The sequence below is a fragment of the Rhodococcus sp. IEGM 1351 genome (assembly GCF_030056875.1).
GTDB classification, from domain to species: Bacteria; Actinomycetota; Actinomycetes; order Mycobacteriales; family Mycobacteriaceae; genus Rhodococcus_F; species Rhodococcus_F opacus.
This window is the reverse complement of record NZ_JASHKU010000045.1, coordinates 12668-38333: the sequence shown is the minus strand read 5'-3', so window position 1 is coordinate 38333 and position 25666 is coordinate 12668. Positions and strand designations below refer to the sequence as shown.

The window sequence follows — 25666 nt, the reverse complement described above, 5'->3', positions numbered from 1 at the left end:
GCCGGGGTCGGTGTCCGTGTCGCTCTGACCTGGAATAAGTTACGCGAAGGGAAACTGCTTGCCAAATCGCCAGGTCACGGTGTTCGTCGATTCAGATTCTGCTGGTCAGAGCCGGTGCGCCGGAACCGATCCGGCGTTCTGCCGCTCGCCCGGGCCGCTGTGACGCCGGACTCACCGCTCAGAGCCTGGATCTGCGTCCACCCTTTCGATCCGGCCACCGAGTTCCTGGAGGATCTCGACGAATCGGGGGTAGCCCCGGTCGATGTGGAAGACGTCGTGTACTTCAGTCACCCCGTCGGCGACGAGCCCCGCCAGCACCAGGCCGGCGCCTGCCCGGATGTCCGAGGACCACACCGGCGCACTCGACAGCTGCGCGATTCCCCGGATCACAGCGTGATGACCGTCCGTCCGCGCATCGGCACCCAGCCGGATCATCTCCTCGACGAAACGGAACCGCGCCTCGAAGACGTTCTCCGTGATCATCGACGTTCCCTCCGCGACCGCGGCGAGACCGATGGCCATCGGCTGGAGGTCGGTGGGGAAACCCGGATACGGCAGGGTCGCGAAGTTGACGGCCGTAGGCCGTGCTTCCTGGACCACCCGGAATCCGTCGGCCTCGGCCGTGACGTCGGCTCCGGCGACCCGCAGCTTGTCGAGCACCAGGCCGAGATGCTTCGGGTTGACTCCGCGAACGCGCACGTCGCCACGGGTCATCGACGCGGCAATCCCCCACGTCGCTGCGACGATCCGATCCCCGATGACCCGGTGCGTGGTGGGCTCGAGTTTGGGGACGCCCTGGATCGTCAGCGTGGACGTGCCGGCACCCCGGATCTTCGCGCCCATCTGGATCAGCATGTTGCACAGGTCGACGATCTCGGGTTCGCGCGCCGCGTTGTCGATCACCGTCTCGCCCTTGGCGAGTACGGCGGCCATCAAGATGTTCTCGGTCGCCCCCACCGAGGGGAACGCGAGCCGGATGTTCGCACCGTGCAGGTCGTCGGCCTGCGCAACCACGCAGCCGTGCTCGATCGTGCTGTGAGCGCCCAGCAACCGCAGCCCCGACTGGTGCATGTCGAGGGGCCGCGAACCGATGGCATCACCACCCGGTAGCGCGACCACCGCGCGACGGCATCGCGCGACCAGCGGTCCGAGCACACACACCGACGCGCGGAACTGACGTACCGCCGCGAAATCGGCGTGGTGTTTGGGCTCGGCGGGTGTGGTGATCCGGACGATGGAATCGTCGAGGTCCACCTCGCAGCCGAGGCCGCGCAGGACGTCGGCCATCAAGGGGACATCCAGGATGTCCGGGCAGTTGGTGACAGTTGTGGTGCCCTCTGCCAACAGCGCTGCCGCCATCAGCTTGAGAACGCTGTTCTTCGCGCCCCCGACAGACACTTCACCTACGAGGCGGTTACCGCCGGTGACAAGGAAGCGTTCGCTCACAGAACACAGCCTAGAGCCAGGGATGCCGACCCCGGAGGCCGGTACCGTAACGCTATGGCCGTACACCTCACCAAGATCTATACCCGGACCGGCGACGACGGGACCACCGGACTCAGCGATTTCTCCCGTGTGTCGAAGAACGATCCGCGGCTGATCGCCTATGCCGACTGCGACGAGGCGAACGCTTCGATCGGGGTCGCGGTGGCATTGGGCGACCCGCCCGAGGAGATCCGGTCGATCCTGCGGCAGATCCAGAACGACCTGTTCGACGCCGGCGCCGACCTCTCCACCCCGCTGGAGGCCGAACCGAAGTACCCGCCACTGCGGATCTCCGACGAGTACATCGACCGTCTCGAGGGCTGGTGCGACGAACTGAACGAAGCCCTGGCGCCGCTGAACTCCTTCATTCTCCCCGGCGGCACGGCACTGGGAGCTCTGCTGCACGTGGCGAGGACCGTGACCCGGCGGGCCGAACGGTCTGCGTGGGCGGCCGTCGACGCGAACCCGGAGACCACCCACGCACTCCCCGCGAAATACCTCAACCGGCTGTCGGATCTGCTGTTCATCGTCAGCAGGCTCGCGAACCCCGAAGGCGACGTGCTCTGGAAGCCCGGGGCCGGAAAGGCCTGATCAGAGTCGGCGACCGCGAACCGATCGGCCGGACGGCCGTGATTCGACCCAGGACAGGAACGCGGTCAACGCTCCCCCGTCCAATGCGATCTCGTACGAGCTACCGCGGTCCTTGACCGACAGGATGATGATTTCCTCGGACATGATGTCGAATTCGGAGCCCTCCGGGCTGCGACGACCTGCGACTTCGATGCCCTGGCGGTCGATGCGCGAATCAGGGCCGGGACGCAAACTCGACAGTTTGAAGAAGACGAGGGAACCCTCGCCGTAGCGGATGACGCCGTGGCGCCACCCGGTGTCCCCCGGGGCAGGCGTCACCCGGAGGATCGCCGCGGTGCCACCGCGGCGCAGTACTGCAAGCCGATACAAAAAGACCGCGACGAAGGCCGCGAGCAGCACAACCAGAATGATCAACACAGTCATTCCGATTGTCACTGTTCGTCGGCTCCGTCGCGGTCTTTCTCGTGCAGCCTAAGCGCGCTCTACAGCGCGGATCCGACCCTTGGCGACAGCAATCGCCTCGAGATCGTCTCCGCTCTCTGCGAGCACGGCCTTGGCCGCTTCCACATCGATGTCCTCGGCCAAGTCGGCTGACTCGGCGAGGATCGTGACTGTCTTCGCGGTCACGGACAGGAACCCGCCGTGCACAGCAGCGACGATACGCTCACCGTCGGCCGTCGTGATCGCAACCACTCCGGCCTCGACCAGCTGTCCGAGAACCGGCTCATGCCCAGGCATGACGCCGATCTCGCCCTCGGTCGTCTGTGCGCTGACGAGAGTCGCCGAACCAGACCACAACCGTCGCTCCACAGCGACGAGTTCCACGGTCATCTCAGCCATCGTCGACTACTTCCCGGCGATCTTCTTGGCTGCAGCCTCGACGTCGTCGAGTCCGCCACAGCTGTTGAACGCCTGCTCGGGCAGGTGATCGAACTCGCCCTTGCAGATGCGGTCGAACGCCTCGATGGTGTCGCGGAGCGGCACCACGGAGCCGGGCTCACCGGTGAACTTCTCGGCGACGATGAAGTTCTGGCCGAGGAACTTCTGCAGACGGCGGGCACGGCCGACGAGGACCTTGTCCTCTTCCTGCAGCTCGTCCATACCGAGGATGGCGATGATGTCCTGCAGTTCCTTGTACTTCTGCAGGATGCGCTTGACCTCGTTGGCGACCCGGAAGTGCTCGGCACCGACGATGCCGGGCTCCAGGATGCGGGAGGTGGAGGTCAGCGGGTCCACAGCGGGGTAGATACCCATCTGCGAGATCGGACGCGACAGCTCGGTGGTGGCATCGAGGTGCGCGAACGTCGTGGCCGGCGCCGGGTCGGTGTAGTCGTCGGCGGGCACGTAGATCGCCTGCAGCGAGGTGATGGAGCGACCACGCGTCGAGGTGATGCGCTCCTGCAGCTCACCCATCTCGTCAGCCAGGGTCGGCTGGTAACCCACGGCCGAAGGCATACGACCGAGCAGGGTCGACACCTCGGAACCGGCCTGGGTGAAACGGAAGATGTTGTCGATGAACAGCAGCACGTCCTGGCCCTGGACATCGCGGAAGTACTCCGCCATGGTCAGCGCGGACAGAGCGACGCGCATACGCGTTCCCGGCGGCTCGTCCATCTGGCCGAAGACGAGGGCCGTGTCCTGGAGGACGCCCATCTCTTCCATCTCGAGGTGAAGGTCGGTGCCCTCACGGGTGCGCTCACCGACGCCTGCGAACACCGAGGTTCCGGAGAACTCGCGGGCGATACGGGTGATCATTTCCTGGATCAGAACGGTCTTGCCGACACCGGCACCACCGAACAGACCGATCTTTCCACCCTTGACGTACGGGGTGAGGAGGTCGATGACCTTGATGCCGGTCTCGAGGATCTCCGTCTTGCCCTCGAGCTGGTCGAAGGCCGGTGGCTTGCGGTGGATGCCCCACTGCTCGCCGTCGCGACCCGTTCCGGGAGCGTCGAGGCAGTCACCCAGTGCGTTGAACACGTGGCCCTTGACGACGTCACCGACGGGAACCGAGATCGGCTTGCCCGTGTCGGACACCGAGGTGCCGCGGATCAGGCCGTCGGTCGGCTGCATCGAGACGGTGCGCACCAGGTTGTCGCCGAGGTGCTGTGCGACCTCGAGGGTCAGCGTCTTGGCGACCGAGGGGAGCGTGATCTCGGCGTGCAGGGCGTTGAACAGTTCAGGAATAGCGCCACGCGGGAATTCAACGTCCACGACGGGACCGATGACCCGCACGACGCGGCCGGCGACGGACGAACCCGAGCCTGCCCCGTTGTTTTCGGTTACTGCTGCGGTCATTGCTTAGTCACTTCCTGCGCTCGAGGCAAGCGCATTCGCGCCGCCGACGATCTCGCTGATTTCCTGGGTGATCTGGGCCTGGCGAGCCTGGTTTGCCTGACGGCTCAACGTGTTCACCAGTTCGTTTGCGTTGTCCGTCGCCGCCTTCATGGCGGTACGACGGGCAGCCGACTCCGACGCCGCAGCATCCAGCAGCGAGGAGTAGATGCGGGTGCTGATGTACTTCGGCAGCAGGGCACCGAGCAACTTGTCGGGTTCCGGCTCGAAGTTGTATCCGGCGACCGGTTCCGAGTTGCTGGATCCGTGACCGTTGGACAGCATGTCTTCGCCGAGTTCGACGCGCTCCTCGGAGACCATCACCTCGAGGGGAGCCATCCGGCGAACCTCGGGAGACTGGGTCAGCATCGACACGAAGCGGGTGTACACGATGTGCAGCTCGTCGACGCCTTCGATGGTGCCCTCGCCGTTCGGCGCGGGGACCTCCGAGCCGGATCCGGCCATGAACAGGTCGACCAGGTGCCGACTCGCCTTGGCAGCGTCGGAGTAGCCCGGATCCTGGGAGAACCCGGTCCACGCACCTCCCAAGTCGCGGCCACGGAACGTGTAGTACCCCAGGCCCTTGGATCCGAGCACGTAGATGACCGGATCCTTGCCCTCGCTGCGCAGCAGCTGGAACAGCTCCTCGGCCTCCTTGAGGACGTTGGAGTTGTAACCGCCGCACATACCGCGGTCGCTGGTGACGACCAGAACCGCGGCCCGCTTGGGATCGGTGCGCTCGTTGAGCAACGGGTGGTCCAGCGAAGCCGACGCGCTCGCCAGCTCCGACAGAACCTTCGTGATCTCTTCGGCGTACGGCTTCGCCGCGGCAACGCGCGACTGTGCCTTCGTGATGCGCGACGTCGCGATCAGTTCCTGGGCCTTGGTGATCTTCTTGGTCGAGTTGACCGACTTGATGCGAGACCTCAGTTCGAGAATGCTTGCCATCGATCGATCACTCTCCCTTCATGTTTCGCAGCATCATGGGCAGGCCGCTCACTTGCTGACGGTGGTGCGCTTGACGTTGATCTGCTCGTGGCCGACCTCGCCGGCGTCCAGAGCTTCGGCCTCGGCCTCGTTCACGACCCGGCTTCCGTCGGACGCGATGAAGGTTTCCTTGAACTTGTCGGTGGCCTCGACCAGCGCCTTGGCGTTGTCGGCGTCGAGGGCCTTGCCGCCCTTGATGCTCTCGTACACGCCGGAGGCGGTGCGGTGCAGCTCGTCGAGCAGCTCGGCCTCGAAGCGGCGGACGTCGCCGACCGGCACGCTGTCGAAGACACCTTCGCCGGCGAGGTAGATCGACACGATCTGGTCCTCGACGGGGATCGGGCTGTACTGATCCTGCTTGAGCAGCTCCACCAGGCGGGCACCACGCTCGAGCTGTGCCTTCGAGGCGGCGTCCAGGTCGGAGGCGAAGGCGGAGAACGCCTCGAGCTCACGGAACTGAGCCAGCTCCAGACGCAGCGAACCGGAGACCTTCTTCATGCCCTTGGTCTGCGCGGCGCCACCGACTCGGGACACCGAGATGCCGACGTTGATGGCGGGACGGACACCCTTGTTGAACAGGTCCGACTCGAGGAACACCTGACCGTCGGTGATGGAGATGACGTTGGTCGGGATGTAGGCCGAGACGTCGTTGGCCTTGGTCTCGATGATCGGCAGCGCGGTCAGCGAGCCTCCACCCAGGGCGTCGGACAGCTTGGCCGAACGCTCCAGCAGGCGGGAGTGCAGGTAGAAGACGTCACCGGGGTATGCCTCACGTCCCGGCGGGCGACGCAGCAGCAGCGAGATGGCGCGATACGCCTCGGCCTGCTTGGTCAGGTCGTCGAACACGACCAGGACGTGCTTGCCCTGGTACATCCAGTGCTGGCCGATGGCGGAGCCGGTGTAGGGCGCGAGCCACTTGAAACCGGCGGAGTCGGAGGCCGGGGCGGCGACGATGGTGGTGTACTCCATCGCGCCCTGCTCCTCGAGGGCAGCCTTGACGCCCGCGATGGTGGAGCCCTTCTGGCCGATCGCGACGTAGATGCAGCGAACCTGCTGCTTCTCGTCGCCGGTCTCCCAGTTGGCCTTCTGGTTCAGGATCGCGTCGATGCAGACGGCGGTCTTGCCCGTCTTACGGTCGCCGATGACGAGCTGACGCTGTCCGCGGCCGATCGGGGTCATCGCGTCGATGGCCTTGATGCCGGTCTGCAGCGGCTCCTCGACGGGCTGACGCTCGAGCACCGAGGCAGCCTGCAGTTCGAGGGCGCGGGTCTCGTTGCTCTCGATCTCGCCCAGGCCGTCGATCGGCTGGCCGAGCGGGTTGATGACGCGGCCGAGGAAGGCGTCGCCGACGGGTACCGACAGCACGTCGCCGGTCCGCTTGACTTCCTGGCCTTCCTGGATGTGCTCGTAATCGCCCAGGATGACGGCACCGATCTCGGTGGCATCCAGGTTGAGCGCGACACCCAGAATTCCGCCGGGGAACTCCAGCAGTTCGTTGGCCATCGCCGAAGGCAGGCCACTGACGTGCGCGATGCCGTCGCTGGTGTCGGTCACAAGGCCGACCTCTTCGCGGGAGGCCTCCGGGGAGTAGCTCGCGGTGTAGTTCTCGATCGCACTACGGATCTCGTCGGAGGAGATCGTCAGCTCCGCCATGTTTTTCCTGCTCTCGGTGTCTGGTCTTCGAAAAGATCTGGGGTATGGGGTTCGGTTGCGGACTACTTGAGGGACTTCCGCAGCGCTGCGAGACGTCCCGCGCCACTGCCGTCGATCACCTCGTCGCCCACCCGGACGACCAAGCCGCTGAGGAGTTCAGGATCGACCTCCACGTGAACCGTCACCGGCTTCCCGTAGGTACGGGTGAGGGTGGCGGTCAGCCGATCCGACTGCTCACTGGACAGCGGAGCAGAGCTGCGCACCTTGGCGACAACCGCTTCCCGCTGTGCTGCTGCCAGATTCGACAGTTCGTCGAAGGCGTCCGCGGGTGCGGAGTTCTTCAACCGGCCCACTGCCTGGGTCGCCAGCGCCTCGGCGACAGCGGTGACCTTGCCGTACAGCAGCTTGGAGAGCAGTTCACGCTTCCTCTTCGCCGGCACGGAACGGTCGGACAGTGCCTGCTCGAGCTTCGGGTCACCGGCAACGATGCGGCCGAGGCGGAAGAGCTCGTCCTCGACAGCGTCGAGCTGTCCCTGATCGGCCGCTGCCTTCAGCAGCGATTCCCGACCGACGAGCACCAGCGAGTTGAGCAGGTCGGAGGTGACGGACCAGTCCTGGCCCACCGCCGCCTTCAGGACGGCGAGGGTCTCGGCCGAGACCTTGCCACCGAATACCTGCTCGGCCAGACCTTCGCGAACGTTCCCGGGCGTCGAGGTGTCCGACAGGGCACTCCGGAGAGTGCGCTGCTCGTCCAGGATCTCGACGACCGAGAACAGCTCGGCCCCGATCTGGGCCGCGGCCGCTGTGGCTGCTCCGGCAGAGACGGATCCCAAGGCCGAAGACAACGCAGCACGGGTCTGCGTCAAGGCCTCACGGCTCGCTGCGTACATGGTGCTCACTTCCCTGCTGCGGAATTTGCGCCGATGGTGTCGAGCTCGTTCAGGAAGCGATCGACCGTGCCGGCCCGCTTGACGTCGTCGGCGAGGGACTCACCGATGACCTTCTCAGCGAGGTCGACCGCGGTGCGGCCGAGATCGGCGCGCAGTTCGGCGACGATCTGCTGACGCTGGGCAACCAACTGGCTGTTGCCGGCGGCCACGATGCGGTCGCTTTCTTCCTGAGCCTGTGCCTTCATTTCGGCGATGATCTGCTGCCCCTGGGTGCGCGCGTCCTCACGGATCTGCGCAGCCTCGGTGCGAGCTTCGGCGAGCTGGGCGCGGTACTGCTCGAGCGCCGCCTTCGCTTCGGCCTGGGCCTCTTCGGCCCGCTTGATGCCGCCGTCGATCTGCTCGGTTCGCTCGGCAAGGACCTTCTGGAACATCGGAAGGACGTACTTCCAGAAGACGAAACCAACGATGACCAGGCAGACGATCGACCAAACGATGTCATACGTCGCGGGGAGGAGAGGGTTGTGACTCTCTTCCTCTGCCGCGAGCAATGCGATGTTGGCTGCCATGACGGTCTTAGAAAATGAAGCCGGCGACGAGGCCGATCAGCGCGAGGGCTTCGGTGAAGGCGATACCGAGGAACATCGTGGTACGAACCTGTCCGGCCATCTCGGGCTGGCGAACCATTCCCTCGATCGCCTTACCGACGACGATGCCCACGCCGATGCCGGGGCCGATCGCGGCGAGACCGTAGCCGATGGCTCCGAAGCCCGTCGAGTTGGTTTCCTGGACAGCTTCCTGAGCGAGGTAGGCGAGGCTCATGGTGTTCCGTTCCCTTTCTGTTGACCTCCGCCGGATTCGGCGGGAGGCTCAGTTCTTGGTGTAGCTGGTCGTGAAAACTTGTGGTGCTAGTGCGAATCCGCGTGCAGCGCCAGATCGATGTACACCGATGTGAGCAGCGCGAAAACGTAGGCCTGCAGGAAGATCACCAGCAGTTCGAAGAAGGTGAATGCAATGCCGGCGGCAAGCGAGGCCACACCGAACACGGCCTGGAAGCCACCGGAGACGAAGAAGAAGTACTGGGTGGCGCTGAAGAACAGCACCAGCAGGATGTGGCCGGCCAGCATGTTGGCCATGAGACGAACCATGAGGGTGAACGGCCGGAGGACGAACGTCGAGATGAACTCGATCGGCACGAGCAGGAAGTGCAGCGGAAGCGGAACACCGGGGACCACGATGCTGCTCTTCACGTACTTGAAGAAGCCGTACTTCTTGATGCCGACGTAGTTGAACACGATGTACGCCAGGGCGGCGAGCACCAGCGGCATGCCGATTCGTGCGTTCGGCGAGATATTGATGAAGGGGATGATGCTGCCGAGGTTGCTGGCGAGCACCAGGAAGAAGATGGTGGTGATGACCGGCAGGAAGCGCTTGCCCTGCTCCTTGCCGAGAATCTCTTCCGCGATGTTGATCCGGACGAAGTCGAGCGCGATCTCACCGATGTTCTGGACACCGCGCGGAATGATCTTCGGGCTGCGCATCGCGATGACGAAGAAGAGCATCATCAGTCCGGACAGCAGGATGCGAACCAGCATCAGGCGGTCGAGTTCGAACGGAGTCCCTTCGAACAGGACCGCGGGCGGGAAGAAGTCGTTCAGGGAAGGCGCGTGGAATTCTTCTCCAGCAGCCACGTTGATGACGCTCAGCGTTCTCTCCCGTAGTCGGTCCGCAGCCTTCGTTGACTGCGGTTCGATCGGACATTGACGATCAAACAAGTCGACAAGCTCGACTCGCGTATTCGTCAGCTGCTGCGGACTGTTCGAGTCCAGCGTCTGTCGGTGTCGGCGACTCTCGTCGACTCGGCGGCCCTGAAAGTGCGGCCACCTACAAGCATGCAATACCGGCGAGTAACTTACTCGCACTCTCATTGCTCTCGCTTGACCCAGACCTTAGCAAGTCATCTACGACGTTGTGTAGACGGGGTCCGGGTCGATTCAATTTTACTACATCTCGTAGTACTACTTATCGTCCGATTCCGGCGATCCGGCGTCGTCCGACGGCGTGGGCTCGACGTACGGCGCCTTGGTTCCCAGCACTCCGAACGTCTCCGCCCCCAGCACGATCACCAGCGACAGCACCATGACCAGCACCAATGCCGTCTTGTCGTAGAAGTCGAGCGGTTTGAGGATCGCCAGGACCGTGATCGCGAGGATCATCTTCAACAACCACGTACCGAGCAGTACCGCTCCCGCCGTCAAGGCCGGAAGTTTCGCGGTGAACAGCACACCCAGTGCGGTGCACAGGATGAACCCTCCCCCGACTGCCGCACCGAGAAGAGCGCCGTACAGACCGGGCTTGCCCGCGACGAGAAACGCGATGATCGAACCGACCACTGCCAGCACGATCAGACCGAGAACTCCGTAGCGGACGGCAGCCCGCAACGATGCGGTGTGATCAGGGGCGGAGGCGGGGGTGAACGTCACGGTCGCCAAGGGTAGTGGATCTTCGCCGGTCCGCCGCAACCCTCCGGTCAGCCGCGACGGTCGTGCTGCTGTCCGCGAATCGACGGGACGGCCGTGACGACCAGCGCGAAGACGAGGCCTCCCGCAACCAGGAGGACGACGACGCGACGGTCGAACAGGGCCGATCCGACCGCGCCGAACGCCAGGACACCGACCCACAAGTAGATGAGCAGCACGACGCGACGGTGCGAGTGCCCGATCTGCAGGAGCCGGTGGTGGAGGTGCATCTTGTCGGGACTGAACGGGCTCACCCCCGCACGGGTACGCCGGACCACGGCGAGCAGCAGGTCGAGGATCGGGATGAACATGACGGCACCGACGAGGAGCAGCGGAGAGAGAAGTCCGAGCAGGTCGCGGGTGCCGTATGCGGTCAGCGGGATGCGGCCGGACGCGCTGGTGGAGATGGCCGCGAGCATCAGGCCGATCAGCATGGAGCCGGAGTCGCCCATGAAGATCTTGGCGGGCTGGAAGTTGTGCGGCAGGAATCCGAGACACGCACCCGCCAGCGCCGCGGCGATCAGCGCGGGCGGATACGCGCTGACGTCGCCGCCCTGATCGTGCAGAAGCCCCACCGAGAACACGCAGATCGCGAGCGAGGAGATCAGACCGAGGCCCGCCGCGAGACCGTCGAGGCCGTCGACGAAGTTCATGGCGTTCACCATCACGACCGCGACACCCACCGTGACGAGACCGGCCTGGAGCTGGTCGAGGATGACGGTGCTGCCGTCCCCGAACGGCATATAGATGATGAACCAGCTCACCCCCATCACGACGAGGATCCCCGCCGCGGTGACCTGGCCGACGAACTTGGTGAGCGCGTCCAGGCCCCACCGGTCGTCGACCACCCCCACCAGCACGATCACGAACCCCGAGACCAGGGCCGCGGGAATGTCGGAGGTGAACTCGAATCCCCTGGTCAGGGCGGGTAGCTGCTGCGCGAACAACAACGCGACGAGCATGCCGAGATACATGCCGACCCCGCCGAGGCGGGGCGTCGGAGTGACATGGACGTCGCGGTCCCGCGGCACCGCCACCGCCCCGAACCGCAGCGCGAACAGCCGCACGGCCCCGGTGGCCAGGTAGGTGACCACCGCAGCGGTGAAGAGGACGAGCAGGAGTTCACGCAGCGGGACACCCGCGCCCCCACCTGCTTGGGCCAGCGCCACGCCGGCCGATTCGGCAGCACTCACTGGGCGGACAGGCTCTCCGCCGTCACTCCGAGCACGTCGGCGACATCGCCGGTGGGCACGGCACCTTCACGCAGGATCCGGGGGGTCGCGCCGGTGAGGTCGACGATCGTCGATGCCTGCCCCTGCTCGGCCCGACCACCGTCGAGGTACACGCTCGCCGATCCGCCGAGTTGCTCGCGCGCCTCCTCGACCGTCGTCGCGGGCGGCTGCCCGGAGACGTTCGCGCTCGACACCGCCAGCGGTCCGACTTCACGCAGCAGTTCGAGGGCGACCGGGTGCAGCGGCATGCGCAGCATGACCGTGCCCCGGGTGTCGCCGAGATCCCACGCCAGCGAAGGCGCTTGTTCCACAACGAGACTCAGCCCGCCCGGCCAGAACGCCCGGATCAGGTCGCGCGTCTGCGGGCGGACGCTGTACACCAGGCCGTCGATCGTGTTCCACGAGCCGACGAGCACGGGAACCGGCATGTCGCGTCCGCGACCCTTGGCCCGCAGGAGGGCGGCGACAGCCTCGCTGTCGAATGCGTCCGCGCCGATTCCGTACAGCGTGTCCGTGGGGAGCACGACGAGCCGCCCGGCCTTCAGCGCATTCTTGGCCGCACTCATTCCGGCGGAGCGTGAATCGGGAAGGCCACAGTCGTAAACGGTACTCACCCGCCCATTCTTTCACCCTCGGCGACGGCCCCTGCACGCTGCGCCTCGATATCCGTTGCGACGCGCCGGGCGACCACGAAGCGCGGCTTGCCGGCGAGGTCCGGGTGCTCCGCGACCTCGCCGAACACCCGGCGGGACGCGAACAGTGCCGCCACGTCGGACCCGTTGGAGTCGTCGTGCTCGATGCCGACCGCTCCCCCGATCCGCAACCAGCGCGCGACGTTCGAGATCATCGGCTTGATGACCGACAGACCGTCCGGTCCGGCGAACAGCGCGCTGTGCGGATCGTGGTCGGCCACCTCGGGTTCGAGCTCGACACCTTCCGGGATGTACGGCGGGTTCGCCACGATCAGGTCGACGCCGCCTTCGAGCCCGGCCAGCAACGTCCGATCGGTCACGTCGCCCTGATACAACCGGATCGGTGCGTCACCTGCCTGTTCGCGGGCATCGGCGTTGCGCCGGGCCCACGCGAGAGCGTGCGGTTCGAGTTCGACGGCGTGCACGACGGCGTCGGGGCGGGCATTGGCGATCGCGAGCGCGAGCGCGCCCGACCCGGTGCACAGGTCGAGGACCACCGGCGGATGCTGATCGCAGCTTCCGAGGAACGCGAGCGCCCAGCCGAGCAGCAGTTCCGTCTCGGGACGCGGCACGAAGACCCCGGGGCCGACCTCGATGTCGATGTCCCCCATCGCGGCGGTACCGAGGATGTACTGCAACGGAATCCGCTTGGCGCGCTGGTCGACCATCTTCTTGTAGGCGTCGATCACCGACTCGTCGACCAGCGGGACGAGGCCGAGCCGGGTCCGCTCCACCCCCAGCAGGTGGGCCGCGAGCAGTTCGGCATCCGCACGGGAGCTACGCACCCCGGCCTCGTCGAGTTGCGCGGTTGCGTCGATCAGGGCCAGGCGAAGAGGAAGGCGACTCACAGGTACAGACTGCCACGCGGCTCGCCGTCCGGTGGCGCGGTCCCGCTTCGCGGTTACTCCGCGGCGAGCCTCGCCTCACGGTCCGACTTGCCCAGGGCGTCCAGCAGGGCGTCGAGTTCGCCGTCCAGGACCGCGTCCAGGTTGTGGGACTTGAAACCGATCCGGTGATCGGTGATGCGGTTCTCCGGGAAGTTGTAGGTGCGGATGCGCTCCGAACGGTCGACGGTGCGCACCTGGCTCTGCCTGCCCGCCGACGCCTCGGCATCCGCGGCTTCCTCGGCGGCGGCCTGCAGCCGCGCGGCCAGCACCTGCATGGCGCGGGCCTTGTTCTGCAGCTGTGAGCGCTCGTTCTGGCAGGTCACGACGATTCCGGTGGGCAGGTGCGTGATCCGGACCGCGGAGTCGGTGGTGTTGACACCCTGACCACCCTTGCCCGAGGAGCGGTAGACGTCGATGCGCAGATCGGTTTCGTCGATCTGCACCTCCTCGACTTCTTCCGGTTCCGGGTAGATGAGGATACCGGCGGCGGACGTGTGGACGCGTCCCTGCGATTCCGTGACGGGCACGCGCTGCACGCGGTGGACACCGCCCTCGAACTTCAGTCGCGCCCAGACCCCGTCACGCACATCGCCCTTCGACTTGATCGACAGCGTCGCGTCCTTGTATCCGCCCAGATCGGACACGGTCGCGTCGAGGATCTCGACACGCCAGCCGTGCCGCTCGGCGTACCGGACGTACATCCGGGCCAGATCGGAGGCGAACAGCGCGGATTCCTCGCCGCCCTCCCCCGACTTCACCTCGAGCACCACGTCGTCACCGTCGTGCGGGTCGCGGGGGGCCAGAAGGTCGGTGAGGGTCTTGTCGAGTTCCAGGACCTGCGCCTCGAGTTCGGGTACCTCGGCGGCAAAGCTGGAGTCGTCGGCGGCGAGTTCGCGCGCGGCATCCAGATCGTCCTGCGCCGACTTGAGCCTGGTGTACGTCGCCATGATCGGCGCGAGCTCGGCGAATCGCTTGCCCGCCTTGCGGGCCGCGGAAGCGTCGTTGTGCAGGGCCGGGTCCGCCAACTGCTGCTCCAGGCCGGCATGTTCGGCCAGGATGTCGTCGATGGCCGACGGCTGGGTGGTCCCTGCCATGATTCGCTCCGCTCTGCGTTTCTTTCGGGAATGGGCACAAAAAAGCCGACGCCCGGCCTGCAATTATCGCAGGACGGGCGTCGGCGGAACAGCTAGGACTCTGCAGATTCCTTGGCTGCGCCCTTGCCGGCGCGCTTGCCGTAGCGAGCCTCGAAGCGGGCGACACGTCCACCGGTGTCGAGGATCTTCTGCTTGCCGGTGTAGAACGGGTGGCACTGCGAGCAGACCTCGACGTTGATACGCCCGGTCTCCTTGGTGCTGTGGGTCTCGAAGGTGTTTCCGCAACCGCAGACCACGGTGGTGGCCACGTAGTTGGGGTGAATGCCTGACTTCATGGTGTCCCTTTCAATGGTCGCCGGGTCGCCTTCGCCGTTCGAAGACGTGAACCGGAACCGGACTCAGCCGCTCAGTATGCCAGATCGCAGGTTCGCGATCCCAATCGGCATTTGTGCTTGCGGTGTGGTCAACGCGGGTGGTCCGCGTTTTGTTCCACGGTGGTTCCCGAGGGAAAACAGCGGGGCCCGGCGACCGAGAGTCGCCGGGCCCCGCGTCGGGTCGAGATCAGTCGTCGATCGCGCCCGGAGCAGTCTTCGACACCTGCATGAGGAATTCGATGTTGCTCTTGCTCTTCTTGAGGCGGTCGATCAGCAGATCGATGGCCTGGTGCGAGTCGAGACCCGAGAGCACGCGCCGGAGCTTGTGCAGCACCGCCGCCTCGTCCGGGCTGAGCAGCAGCTCGTCCTTACGCGTACCCGACGGGTTCACGTCCACGGCCGGGAACACACGACGTTCCGCGATCTTGCGGTCGAGCTTCAGCTCGGCGTTACCGGTGCCCTTGAACTCCTCGAAGATCACGGTGTCGCCGGTGGAACCGGTCTCGACCATGGCCGTCGCGATGATCGTGAGCGAACCGCCGTTCTCGATGTTGCGCGCAGCACCGAGGAAACGCTTCGGCGGATACAGCGCGGTCGAGTCGACACCACCGGAGAGGATGCGTCCCGAGGCCGGCGACGAGTTGTTGTACGCACGGCCGAGGCGGGTGATCGAGTCGAGGAGGACGACGACGTCCTTGCCCGCCTCCACCAGACGCTTCGCACGCTCGATGGCCAGCTCGGCGACCGAGGTGTGGTCTCCCGGCGGACGGTCGAAGGTCGAGGAGATGACCTCGCCCTTCACCGAACGCTGCATGTCGGTGACCTCTTCGGGACGCTCGTCGACCAGCACGACCATGAGGTAGCACTCGGGGTTGTTGGTCGCGATGGCGTTGGCGATGGCCTGCAGAACGCTGGTCTTACCGGCCTTCGGCGGGCTCACGATCAGCGCACGCTGTCCCTTGCCGATCGGCATCACCAGGTCGATGACACGCGTCGTCAAGATGTTCGGCGTCGTCTCCAGACGCAGCCGCTGATTCGGGTACAGCGGGGTGAGCTTGCCGAACTCGGGGCGCTTCTTGGCCGCTTCCACGTCGCCACCGTTGACGGTGTCGATGCGGACCAGCGGGTTGAACTTCTGGCGCTGGTTGCCCTGCTCGCCTTCGCGTCCGACCCGGACGGCGCCGGTGATGGCGTCGCCGCGGCGGAGACCGTTCTTGCGGATCAGGTTCATCGACACGTAGACGTCGTTCGGTCCGGCCAGGTAGCCGGAGGTCCGCACGAACGCGTAGTTGTCGAGGACGTCCAGGATGCCGGCGACCGGCTGCAGGACGTCGTCCTCGCGGATCTCGGTCTCGCGGGCGTCACCGCCGCCGCCTTCGCCGCGGTCGCGTCCACGACGGCGTTCGCGGAAGCGACGTCCGCGGCGTCCGCGACCGCCTTCCTCGTCGTCGCTCGGGCGGTTGTCGTTGTTGCGCGGGCCGTTGCTGCCCTGGCTGCGGTCGCCACGGTTGTCGCGATCGCCCCGGTCACCGCGTTCGCCCCGGTCACCGCGTTCGCCCCGGTCACCGCGGTCGCCGCGGTCACCACGAGTGTCGCCACGATCACCGCGGTCGCCGCCCCGCTCACGTCGGCTGCGGTCGCCGCCCTGTTCGCCGGCCCCGTCCTGCTTGGCCGGCTTCTCGGCGGAATCCTGACGGTCGTCGGCCTGCTTGCGCTCGGCCTGCTGCGTGTCGGTGGCATTCGCCGAGGCGGTGTCCTGAGCGTTGCCGCCCTGGTCACCCTGCTCGGGTGCGCCTGCCCGACGCGCGGATCCGCGGCGCTGACGCCCGCGACGGCCGCCTTCGGCGGTGTCGGAGTCGGCGGCTGCGCCGTCGCCCGTCGCGGGTTCGGCCGACTTGGGCTCGGCGGTCTTCTCCGTGGTCTCCGCCTGCGGAGTCACTTCGAGTTCGGTCTGAGCGGACTGTTCGCGCTTCGCGCGCGTGGCCCGGGTCCGGGGAGCGGCTTCGGTCGCGGCAGCGGCCGGGGCGGAAGTGCCGCCCTGACGCTCCTTGATCGCGGCGATCAGGTCGCCCTTGCGCATCCCCGAAATGCCCTTGATGCCCAGCTCACCTGCGAGAGTGCGGAGCTCGGTGAGCACCATTCCGGACAGCCCGGCACCCCGGCGCGCCTCGGCGCGCTTGGTGGAGGCTGTCACGGCACCGGTGCCGGGTGCGGTCGATGACGCCTGTGAAGAGTCGCCTGCCTGCGCGCCAACGGTATCCACCGAGGAGGCGCGCACAGGAGCGGCGATGAGGTCCGTATCGGTCACGGAGGTCCTTTCCTTCCCTCACTCGCGCTGCGCAGAGTCGAGGGTTCGTCCCGTAATTCGGTTTCGAATACCGAATTCGGATGTGCCGTACGTAGTTGCATGTGAAGAACTGCCGGCTTGCCCGCCATCACATCACCTTTGAAACAGGCGCGTACTCGCAATCCCTACACGACAGATAGTGCGGAGGATCGTGCCAGGAGCCGTCAACCCCGATTGACCTGGAGTAATTGCCCTGGTGAAGCACCGGCGTCTGATGCGCACGATGTACGGACATTGCCCAGGATAGCTGTGAACGACCGTAGGGGCAAGGAGACGCCCCTACGGCGTGTCAGCTGGTCCGGACGCCGTCCGCCACGTCCAGTTCGAGAACCTGCAACCCCTCGGCCTCGGCCTGCGCTCGAAGATCCACGGGGAAAGGCTCCGTGGTCAATGCGAGGACGGTCGGTCCGGCTCCCGAGACGGTGGCGGCGATACCCGCCTTGCGGAGGACGGCGATCCATCGCGTCGTGAGCGGGAGAGCCGGAGCGCGCTGCGTCTGATGCAGTCGGTCCTCGGTGGCCGCCATCAGGAGGTCGGGACGCTCTGTGAGCGCCACCACAGCGAGGGCCCCGCGGCTGACGTTGAACGCCGCGTCCCGGTGGGGAACCGTCTCGGGCAACAGACCCCGCGTGTGGGCGGTCGACGAGCGCTCCCCCGGCACGAGAGCGACGACGCGGATCGCGGGATGGACCTTCAGCGCGACCGCCGAGTAGATGTCGGTGGCCGCGGGCGCTCCGTCGGTCTGCTCGCCCGCGCAACTCCACGACACCACGGCACCGCCGAGCACGCTCGCCGACGCGTTGTCGGGGTGCCCTTCGAATTCGGACGACAGCTGGACGAGCTGATCGAGCGACAGTCCGAGTTCGGGGTCGAGCTTGATCGCCAGGCCGTTGGCGGCCGCCAGCCCCCCGACGACGGCGGAGGCCGACGAACCCAGGCCCCGAGAATGGGGAATCGCGTTGCGGCACACCACATCCAGGCCTTCAGCCCACACACCCGCCGATTCCAGGCCACGTTCGATGGCCCGGACCACGAGATGGGACGGACCCCACGGCACGTCGTCGGCACCCTCGCCTTCGACCCGGATCTTCAGCCCCGAACCCGTGGTGGTCACGGTGATCTCGTCGTACAGTCCGAGCGCGATGCCCAGCGTGTCGAAGCCCGGGCCGAGGTTGGCGCTCGACGCAGGCACGCGGGCGGTCACGGTGAGGCCCGTGGGGAGGGTCTGTGTCATGGCAGCGGTGTGGTCCTGCGGCGTGGTGGGCGTGGGCGCCACCACTACGCCAGCTCGAGGGCCGACGCGACCGCGACAGGATCGACCGGGATCGGTTGAACCTCAGGCATACCCGCCAACGCCGTGTCGGGGTCCTTGAGGCCGTTACCGGTGACCGTGCAGACGACGGTCAGCCCCGAGTCCAGCCAGCCCTCCTTGCGGGCGGCGAGCAGACCTGCGACGCTCGCGGCCGAGGCGGGCTCGACGAACACCCCTTCGGTCCTGGCGATCAGCCGGTACGCCTCGAGGATCTCGTCGTCGGTCGCGGCCCGGAAGGCGCCGTGCGACTCTTCCTTGGCGGTGACCGCGCCGTTCCAGGACGCGGGCGAGCCGATGCGGATCGCGGTCGCGATCGTCTCCGGGTCCTTCACCGGTGCGCCGTGGACGAGCGGGGCGGCGCCGGCGGCCTGGACGCCGAGCATGCGCGGCTTCACGCTGGTGAGCCCGTCCGCGTAGTACTCGGAGTACCCGCGCCAGTACGCGGTGATGTTGCCCGCGTTGCCGACCGGGAGCACGTGCACGTCGGGGGCCTTGCCCAGTGCGTCGCAGATCTCGAAGGCCGCGGTCTTCTGGCCCTCGATGCGGACCGGGTTGACCGAGTTCACGAGCCCGATCGTGGGGAACTCCGCGGTGGTCTTGCGGGCCAGTTCGAGACAGTCGTCGAAGTTACCCTGCACCTGGATGATCCGCGCGCCGTGCATGACGGCCTGCGCGAGCTTGCCCATCGCAATCTTGCCCTGGGGCACCAGCACGGCGCAGGTCATCTTCGCCTTCGCGGCGTACGCGGCGGCGGAAGCGGACGTGTTACCCGTGGACGCGCACAGAACAGCCTGCTGGCCGCGGGCGAGCGCGTCGGTGACGGCCATCGTCATGCCGCGGTCCTTGAACGAACCGGTCGGGTTGAGCCCCTCGACCTTCAGGTAGACGTCGCAACCGGTGAGTTCCGAGAGGTGCCCGGCGGGCAGCAGCGGGGTACCGCCCTCGCGCAGGGTGACCGTCTTCCAGTTCGGTCCGATGGCGAGGCGGTCGCGGTAAGCCTCGATCAGCCCCGGCCAGGGGATGTGAACGGGGTTACGGGTGCCGGTCATTGTTCGGTGCCTTCCAGTCGCAGCACGCTGGTCACAGCGGTGACGAATTCGAGTTTGCTCAGTGCCTCAACGGTTTCCGACAGAGCAGAATCCGTCGCGACGTGGGTCACGACGACGAGGCGGGCACCGTCGCCGGCGCCTTCCTGCCGCACGGTGGAGATGCTGACGCCGTGCTGCGAGAATTCGGCAGCCACCGCCGACAGGACCCCGGCCTTGTCCGTCACCTGCATGTTGACGTAGTAGCGCGTGGGGATGTCGCCGATCGGCGCGATCTTCAGCTTGGCGTACTTGGACTCGCGGGGTCCGCGGCCACCGTTCACCTTGTTGCGCGCGGCCATCACCAGGTCGCCCATCACGGCCGACGCGGTGGGGGCGCCGCCTGCGCCCTGCCCGTAGAACATCAGGCGTCCGGCGTTCTCCGCCTCGACGACGACAGCGTTGAACGCACCGTTGACCGAGGCCAGCGGATGTTCCAGCGGCACGAGCGCCGGGTAGACCCGCGCGGAGATCCGCTCCTTGCCCTCGGGGGTGGTGATCCGCTCGCAGATGGACAGCAGCTTGATCGTGCAGTCGAGTGCACGAGCCGACGTCAGGTCGGCCGCGGTGATCTTGGAGATCCCCTCGCGGTACACGTCGGCGGCCGTGACCCGGGTGTGGAATGCGATCGACGCGAGGATCGCCGCCTTGGCGGCGGCGTCGTAGCCCTCCACGTCGGCGGTCGGATCGGCCTCGGCGTATCCCAGGCGTCCGGCCTCGGCGAGGGTCGCGGCGTAGTCCGCGCCGGTCTCGTCCATCGCCGACAGGATGAAGTTGGTGGTTCCGTTCACGATTCCGGCGACCTTGTTCACCCGGTCACCGGCGAGGGACTGGATGAGCGGGCGGATCACGGGGATCGCGCCGGCCACGGCGGCCTCGAAGTAGAGGTCGACGTTGTGCAGTTCCGCGGCCTCGGCCAGTTCACCCGTGTGATCGGCGAGCAGCGCCTTGTTGGCGGTGACGACGGACTTGCCGGAGTTGAGCGCCGAGAGGATCAGCTTGCGGGGCAGGTCCATGCCGCCGATCACCTCGACGACGAGGTCGACGTCGTCGCGGGCCACGAGTGACTCCGCGTCGGTGGTCTGCAACTCCTCGGGAATTCCGCGGTCCTTGCCGGGGCGGCGCACGGCCACTCCGCGCAGTTCCAGCGGGGCACCGACGCGAGCCTCGAGGTCTTCGCTGTGCTCCCGCAGGATGCGCACGACCTCGCTCCCGACGTTGCCGAGGCCGAGGACGGCCACACCGATAGCGCGATGCGCCGATTCGCTCGTCACTCCTGTACCTCCAAGCTCAGCAGGTCTTCCACGGTTTCCCTCCGGAGGATCACGCGCGACTGTCCGTCGCGCACCGCCACCACGGCAGGGCGGGCGAGCAGGTTGTACCTGCTCGACATCGAATAGCAGTATGCACCGGTGGCCGCGACGGCGAGCAAATCGCCGGCGTCGATGTCCTCGGGCATCCAGGTGTCGCGGATCACGACGTCGCCGGACTCGCAGTGCTTACCGACGACGCGGGACACCACCGGTGCCGCGTCGCTGACCCGCGAGACCAGTTTGGCCTCGTACTCCGCCTGGTACAGCGCGGTACGGATGTTGTCGCTCATTCCGCCGTCGACGCTGACGTACCGGCGGGTGAGGTTGGCGCCGACGGTGACGTCCTTGATGGTGCCGACCTCGTACAGCGTCACCGTGCCGGGTCCGGCGATCGCGCGTCCGGGTTCGACGGCCAGCGTCGGCTCCGGCAGACCGGCGAGCGCCGACTCGTTGCGCACGATGTCGCCGAGTTTGGCGGCGAGCTGGTCGACCGGCGGCGGGTCGTCGGTGGGGACGTAGGAGATTCCCATGCCGCCGCCGAGGTCGATGATCGAGATCTGGGCGGTCTTGTCCACGCCGAACTCCGCGACGACGTCCCGCAGCAGCCCGATCACGCGGTGTGCGGCCAACTCGAAGCCGTCGACGTCGAAGATCTGCGAGCCGATGTGGCTGTGGAGTCCGACCAGCCGCAGATTGTCGGCGGCGAAGACCCGGCGGACCGCGTCGATCGCCTTTCCGCCCGCGAGCGAGAACCCGAACTTCTGGTCCTCGTGGGCCGTGGAGATGAATTCGTGGGTGTGTGCCTCGACTCCGACCGTCACGCGGATCAGAACGTCCTGCAGCACACCGGCTTCGGCGGCCACCTTGTCGAGGCGGTCGATCTCCGTGGCGGAGTCGAGCACGATGTGCCCGACCCGGGCCGACACGGCGGCGTTCAGCTCGGCGACCGATTTGTTGTTGCCGTGCATGGCAATTCGCTCCGCCGGGAATCCGGCGTGCAGGGCGACCGCCAGTTCACCGCCCGACGCGACGTCCAGGGACAGGCCCTCGTCGGCGACCCAGCGGGCGATCTCGCCGCACAGGAACGCCTTGGACGCGTAGTGCACCTTGGCGGTGGGCCCGAACGCACGGGCCATGTCGCGGCAGCGGGACCGGAAGTCGTCCTCGTCGACCACGAACAATGGGGTGCCGTACTTCTCGGCCAGTTCGGTGACCGGGATGCCCGCCAGGCTGACGACTCCGTCCGCGGCGCGGTGCGCGTTGCGGGGCCACACCTCGGGAGAGAGTGCGGCGAATGCGGCCGCGTCGGCGGGACGTTCGGGCAGACCGGGTGCGTGCAGCTGTTCGGCGTGCTTGGGACCTGCGGGGTGCGCGTTCACATCTGCTCCGGTGCGCTGACGCCGAGCAGGGCCAGTCCGTTGGACAGGACCTGACGGGATGCGCCGCACAGCGCCAGTCGCGCGATGTGCAGCGGGCCGATTTCCTCGTCGCCCTGGGGCAGGATCCGGCAGGCGCCGTAGAACCGGTGATAGGCACCGGCCAGCTCCTCGAGATACCGCGCAATGCGGTGCGGCTCACGCAGATTCGCGGCACTGGTGACGACGCGCGGGTACTCGCCGAGGGTGCGGATCAGATCGCCCTCCTGCTCCGAGACGAGCAGCGAGAAGTCGGGATCCGTGACCGCGACACCGAGGTCGGCGGCGTTGCGGGCGATGGCCGACAGGCGGGCGTGCGCGTATTGCACGTAGTACACCGGGTTCTCGTTGCCGGTGCTCGTCCACAGTTCGAGGTCGATGTCGATGCTCGAATCCACCGACGACCGGATCATCGCGTACCGCGACGCGTCGACGCCGATCGCCTCGACGAGGTCGTCGAGGGTGATGACCGTCCCGGCGCGCTTGCTCATCTTCACGGCCACACCGTCGCGGACGAGGTTCACCATCTGGCCGATCAGCACCTCGACGGTGTCGGGGTCGTCGCCGAACGCGGCCGCGGCCGCCTTGAGCCGGCCGATGTACCCGTGGTGGTCGGCACCGAGCATGTAGATGCACAGGTCGAAGCCGCGGGAGCGCTTGTCCTGGAAGTAGGCGATGTCACCGGCGATGTACGCCGCGTTGCCGTCGCTCTTGATGACGACGCGGTCCTTGTCGTCGCCGAAGTCGGTGCTCTTGAGCCACCAGGCACCGTCCTCCTGGAACAGGCTGCCGGAGTCCTTGAGCGTCTCGACGGCCTTCTCCACCGCACCGGACTCGAACAGCGAGTTCTCGTGGAAGTAGACGTCGAAGTCGACGCCGAACTCGTGCAGGGTGCGCTTGATGTGGGCGAACATCAGGTCGACGCCGATGGCGCGGAAGACTTCCTGCTGCTCGCCCGCGGGCAGTTCCAGCACGTCGGGGCGCTGCTGCTGCACCTGGGTGGCGATGTCGGCGATGTACGCGCCCGCGTAGCCGTCCTCGGGGGCGGGTTCGCCCTTGGCGGCCGCGATCAGCGAGCGGGAGAACCGGTCGATCTGGGCGCCGTGGTCGTTGAAGTAGTACTCGCGGGTGACCGCCGCGCCCTGGGTGGACAGGATCCGGCCCAGCGCGTCGCCCACGGCCGCCCAGCGCGTTCCACCGAGGTGGATGGGGCCGGTGGGGTTGGCCGAGACGAACTCGAGGTTGATCTTCTTGCCGTCGAGCGTGTGTCCGGACCCGAACGCGGCACCCTCCTCGAGGATCTTCGCGACGATCGCGCCCTGCGCGTCGGCGGCCAGGCGGATGTTGAGGAATCCCGGGCCCGCGATGTCGGCGCTGTCGATGCCCGCGGCCGCGGTCAGCGCCTCGGCGAGCCAGCCGGCCAGCTCACGCGGGTTGGTACCGACCTTCTTGGCCACCTGCATCGCGACGTTGGTGGCGTAATCGCCGTGCTCGGGATTGCGCGGACGCTCGACCGTGAGAGTTTCGGGAAGCACGGACACGTCGAGTCCGCGTTCGGCGAGCACTTTCGCGGCGGTTCCGCGGAGCAGTTCGGCAAGGTCAGCTGGAGTCACAGGTATCTATCCTATGGCCAACGCGTCCCGGGCGGTGATCCGCCTTCCCGCGAGTCCCGCCGCGGGCCCGGCGACCGCCGGCGAGCGTGGCCGCGGCCACTCTCCCAGGTTGCGCTCAGGGTGGGAAAGTACAGTGGTGTCGCCCTGAGTCCCGGCCCTCAGCTTCCGGTTACCGGGGGTCGAGCGCCCGTAACCCACACACCGAAAGATCACAATCGATGCCAAGCGGTTCGGAAAGTCGCGGTCCCGATAAGAACTCGGGCGCGAAGTCGGCGAAGGCCATCAAGGCCGCCAAGAAGAGGAGCGGCGGCGCGAAAGTCAAGGGTGGCGCGTCCCCTCCGCGGACCATCCCCTGGCTGACGATCGGCGCCGGAGCTGCCGTTCTCGCACTCGTGGCGATCCTCGCGATCAACCTGGTCCCCAAGTACCAGGCCAAGGAAGAAGCCGCGAAGTACGCACCGAGCGTCGAGAATCCCGACCCGTCGGTCAACATCGACGGCGTCGTCAAGGTCGACTACCCAGCCGGCATCCACATCCAGCCGACGCAGCGCGTCGCGTACGACCAGTCGCCCCCGTTCGGTGGCCCGCACGACGCCATCTGGGCGACGTGCACCGGCACGGTCTACCCGAACGCGATCCGCACCGAGAACGCCGTGCACTCGCTCGAGCACGGCGCCGTGTGGATCGCCTACAACCCGGACGAGCTGTCCGCCGACCAGGTCGAGACGCTGAAGGACAAGGTGGACGGCGAGACGTACACGCTGATGTCGCCGTTCCCGGGCCTCGACAGCCCGGTCTCGCTGCAGTCGTGGGGGCACCAGCTGAAGCTGGACAGCGTCGACGACGAGCGCATCGACCAGTTCATCACCGCGCTGCGGATCAACAAGAACACCTACCCGGAGGTCGGCGCGAGCTGCTCGTCCATCCCGGGCTCCGGTTTCGACCCCGACAACCCGCCGCCGTTCGACCCGAGCGCACCCGGCGCGGACGCGGTGCCGATGGACGGTGGCGGTATCAGCCCCGACCAGTCCGAGTCCGGTGGCGCGGGGGCGCAGCTGCCCAGCGGCATGCAGCTCCCGAGCGACCTGCAGCTGCCGTCCGATCTGCAGCAGGCGCCGGCTGAGGGCGGCAATGGCTAGTTCAGCCGAACCCGCAGCCAATCCAGCCCCGTCCCGGCCCAGTCAGCGCACAGCGCTGCTGGTCATCGGGCTGATCGGCGCCATCGCCCTCGGATTCGCGCTCGGGTTCCTCGCCCGGCTTCCGCTCGAGGACTCCGGCGCCCCGGTTCCCGAGGCCGGTTCCGTCGACGTCGGATTCGCGCAGGACATGAGCGTGCATCACAGCCAGGCGGTGGAGATGTCGGCGATCGCGCTGGCGGGCGCCACCGACCCGGCGGTGCGCGGCCTCGCGTACGACATCCTCACCACGCAGCAGAATCAGCTCGGGCAGATGCAGGGCTGGCTCGCGCTGTGGGATCAGCCGGCGCTGCCGTCCGGCGGCTACATGGGCTGGATGGAATCCGAGCACTCGGACGGTCACGACCACGGATCCGCCGACAGCGGGCACATGGGATCGATGTCGAAGATGCCGGGCATGGCGTCCTCGGAGGACATGGCCGCGTTGCGTCAGGCCACCGGTCCGGCCGTCGACGTCCTGTACCTCCAGCTGATGCTGCGTCACCACCAGGGCGGACTTCCGATGATGGAGTACGCGGCCCAGCACGCGTCGGAGGACGCGGTGCGCTCTCTCGCGCAGACGATGGTGGACACTCAGCAGAGCGAGTCGACGGTGATGACGAACATGCTCACCGCGAAGGGCGCTGCTCCCCTCCCGATGAACTGACTTC

Annotated in this window: 25 protein-coding genes; 3 read left to right on the top strand and 22 right to left on the bottom strand. The window is 67.0% G+C overall.

Annotated elements, in window-relative coordinates:
* Nucleotides 1–171 precede the first annotated feature (171 nt).
* Nucleotides 172–1446, bottom strand: a complete 1275-nt coding sequence (gene murA / locus QM806_RS39040) for a UDP-N-acetylglucosamine 1-carboxyvinyltransferase (RefSeq protein ID WP_005571044.1) — start codon at nucleotides 1444–1446, stop codon at nucleotides 172–174.
* Between the two features lie 54 nt (nucleotides 1447–1500).
* Here murA and QM806_RS39035 point away from each other — a divergent pair, with 54 nt between their 5' ends.
* Nucleotides 1501–2076, top strand: coding sequence for a cob(I)yrinic acid a,c-diamide adenosyltransferase (locus QM806_RS39035; RefSeq protein ID WP_065491801.1), 576 nt, complete (start codon nucleotides 1501–1503; stop codon nucleotides 2074–2076).
* On the opposite strand, the gene QM806_RS39030 is transcribed toward QM806_RS39035, so the two are convergent.
* The 21 genes from QM806_RS39030 to argS all read right to left on the bottom strand — a co-directional run bounded on the left by QM806_RS39030 (nucleotide 2077) and on the right by argS (nucleotide 23820).
* A complete protein-coding gene (locus QM806_RS39030) occupies nucleotides 2077–2499 on the bottom strand; it encodes a DUF2550 domain-containing protein (protein ID WP_005571048.1) in 423 nt (140 codons plus the stop codon).
* Nucleotides 2500–2547: 48 nt separating this feature from the next.
* Nucleotides 2548–2916, bottom strand: coding sequence for a F0F1 ATP synthase subunit epsilon (locus tag QM806_RS39025; protein WP_005252961.1), 369 nt, complete (start codon nucleotides 2914–2916; stop codon nucleotides 2548–2550).
* Between the two features lie 6 nt (nucleotides 2917–2922).
* Entirely contained in the window at nucleotides 2923–4374 is a 1452-nt protein-coding gene (atpD, locus tag QM806_RS39020; RefSeq protein ID WP_005252960.1) for a F0F1 ATP synthase subunit beta, read from the bottom strand.
* A gap of 3 nt (nucleotides 4375–4377) precedes the next feature.
* Nucleotides 4378–5358 carry a F0F1 ATP synthase subunit gamma gene (locus tag QM806_RS39015; protein ID WP_005264500.1) on the bottom strand — a complete coding sequence of 327 codons (981 nt, stop codon included), beginning with the start codon at nucleotides 5356–5358 and terminating at the stop codon, nucleotides 4378–4380.
* 48 nt (nucleotides 5359–5406) lie between these two features.
* Entirely contained in the window at nucleotides 5407–7050 is a 1644-nt protein-coding gene (gene atpA / locus QM806_RS39010) for a F0F1 ATP synthase subunit alpha (RefSeq protein WP_005264497.1), read from the bottom strand.
* A gap of 62 nt (nucleotides 7051–7112) precedes the next feature.
* Nucleotides 7113–7940 carry a F0F1 ATP synthase subunit delta gene (locus QM806_RS39005; protein ID WP_054248286.1) on the bottom strand — a complete coding sequence of 276 codons (828 nt, stop codon included), beginning with the start codon at nucleotides 7938–7940 and terminating at the stop codon, nucleotides 7113–7115.
* Nucleotides 7941–7945: 5 nt separating this feature from the next.
* Nucleotides 7946–8506 carry a F0F1 ATP synthase subunit B gene (locus QM806_RS39000; RefSeq protein ID WP_005264494.1) on the bottom strand — a complete coding sequence of 187 codons (561 nt, stop codon included), beginning with the start codon at nucleotides 8504–8506 and terminating at the stop codon, nucleotides 7946–7948.
* A gap of 7 nt (nucleotides 8507–8513) precedes the next feature.
* Complete coding sequence (locus QM806_RS38995; RefSeq protein ID WP_005252955.1) at nucleotides 8514–8759, bottom strand: ATP synthase F0 subunit C; 246 nt, start codon at nucleotides 8757–8759, stop codon at nucleotides 8514–8516.
* A gap of 86 nt (nucleotides 8760–8845) precedes the next feature.
* Complete coding sequence (atpB, locus tag QM806_RS38990; protein ID WP_005264492.1) at nucleotides 8846–9628, bottom strand: F0F1 ATP synthase subunit A; 783 nt, start codon at nucleotides 9626–9628, stop codon at nucleotides 8846–8848.
* 327 nt (nucleotides 9629–9955) lie between these two features.
* The gene (locus QM806_RS38985) at nucleotides 9956–10429 is read right to left on the bottom strand and encodes a Cg1360 family ATP-synthase-associated protein (RefSeq protein WP_007300049.1); all 474 of its coding nucleotides are present in this window, start codon (nucleotides 10427–10429) and stop codon (nucleotides 9956–9958) included.
* A gap of 38 nt (nucleotides 10430–10467) precedes the next feature.
* A complete protein-coding gene (locus tag QM806_RS38980) occupies nucleotides 10468–11649 on the bottom strand; it encodes a glycosyltransferase family 4 protein (RefSeq protein ID WP_005252952.1) in 1182 nt (393 codons plus the stop codon).
* On the bottom strand, nucleotides 11646–12302 hold the full coding sequence (locus QM806_RS38975) for an L-threonylcarbamoyladenylate synthase (protein ID WP_011594474.1): 657 nt from the start codon (nucleotides 12300–12302) through the stop codon (nucleotides 11646–11648). Before QM806_RS38975 ends, QM806_RS38980 begins: the two co-directional genes overlap by 4 nt.
* Nucleotides 12299–13228: a peptide chain release factor N(5)-glutamine methyltransferase gene (gene prmC, locus QM806_RS38970; RefSeq protein WP_005571059.1), complete on the bottom strand. Its 930-nt coding sequence runs from the start codon at nucleotides 13226–13228 to the stop codon at nucleotides 12299–12301. Before prmC ends, QM806_RS38975 begins: the two co-directional genes overlap by 4 nt.
* A 53-nt stretch (nucleotides 13229–13281) precedes the next feature.
* Complete coding sequence (gene prfA, locus QM806_RS38965) at nucleotides 13282–14361, bottom strand: peptide chain release factor 1 (RefSeq protein ID WP_005571060.1); 1080 nt, start codon at nucleotides 14359–14361, stop codon at nucleotides 13282–13284.
* Between the two features lie 92 nt (nucleotides 14362–14453).
* Nucleotides 14454–14696, bottom strand: coding sequence for a 50S ribosomal protein L31 (gene rpmE / locus QM806_RS38960; RefSeq protein ID WP_005252948.1), 243 nt, complete (start codon nucleotides 14694–14696; stop codon nucleotides 14454–14456).
* A 226-nt stretch (nucleotides 14697–14922) separates the two neighbouring features.
* On the bottom strand, nucleotides 14923–17043 hold the full coding sequence (gene rho, locus QM806_RS38955; RefSeq protein WP_283294913.1) for a transcription termination factor Rho: 2121 nt from the start codon (nucleotides 17041–17043) through the stop codon (nucleotides 14923–14925).
* A gap of 328 nt (nucleotides 17044–17371) precedes the next feature.
* Entirely contained in the window at nucleotides 17372–18316 is a 945-nt protein-coding gene (gene thrB / locus QM806_RS38950) for a homoserine kinase (protein ID WP_039952663.1), read from the bottom strand.
* Nucleotides 18317–18360: 44 nt separating this feature from the next.
* The gene (gene thrC / locus QM806_RS38945) at nucleotides 18361–19443 is read right to left on the bottom strand and encodes a threonine synthase (protein ID WP_054248124.1); all 1083 of its coding nucleotides are present in this window, start codon (nucleotides 19441–19443) and stop codon (nucleotides 18361–18363) included.
* Complete coding sequence (locus QM806_RS38940) at nucleotides 19440–20753, bottom strand: homoserine dehydrogenase (protein ID WP_005252944.1); 1314 nt, start codon at nucleotides 20751–20753, stop codon at nucleotides 19440–19442. Before QM806_RS38940 ends, thrC begins: the two co-directional genes overlap by 4 nt.
* Nucleotides 20750–22171, bottom strand: coding sequence for a diaminopimelate decarboxylase (gene lysA / locus QM806_RS38935; RefSeq protein ID WP_054248125.1), 1422 nt, complete (start codon nucleotides 22169–22171; stop codon nucleotides 20750–20752). Before lysA ends, QM806_RS38940 begins: the two co-directional genes overlap by 4 nt.
* Nucleotides 22168–23820, bottom strand: coding sequence for an arginine--tRNA ligase (gene argS / locus QM806_RS38930; protein ID WP_265146204.1), 1653 nt, complete (start codon nucleotides 23818–23820; stop codon nucleotides 22168–22170). Before argS ends, lysA begins: the two co-directional genes overlap by 4 nt.
* A gap of 218 nt (nucleotides 23821–24038) precedes the next feature.
* On the opposite strand from argS, the gene QM806_RS38925 reads away from it, so the two are divergent.
* Both QM806_RS38925 and QM806_RS38920 read left to right on the top strand, forming a co-directional pair.
* On the top strand, nucleotides 24039–24959 hold the full coding sequence (locus QM806_RS38925; protein ID WP_283294912.1) for a thioredoxin-like domain-containing protein: 921 nt from the start codon (nucleotides 24039–24041) through the stop codon (nucleotides 24957–24959).
* The gene (locus tag QM806_RS38920; protein WP_054248128.1) at nucleotides 24952–25662 is read left to right on the top strand and encodes a DUF305 domain-containing protein; all 711 of its coding nucleotides are present in this window, start codon (nucleotides 24952–24954) and stop codon (nucleotides 25660–25662) included. Before QM806_RS38925 ends, QM806_RS38920 begins: the two co-directional genes overlap by 8 nt.
* Nucleotides 25663–25666: the final 4 nt, after the last annotated feature.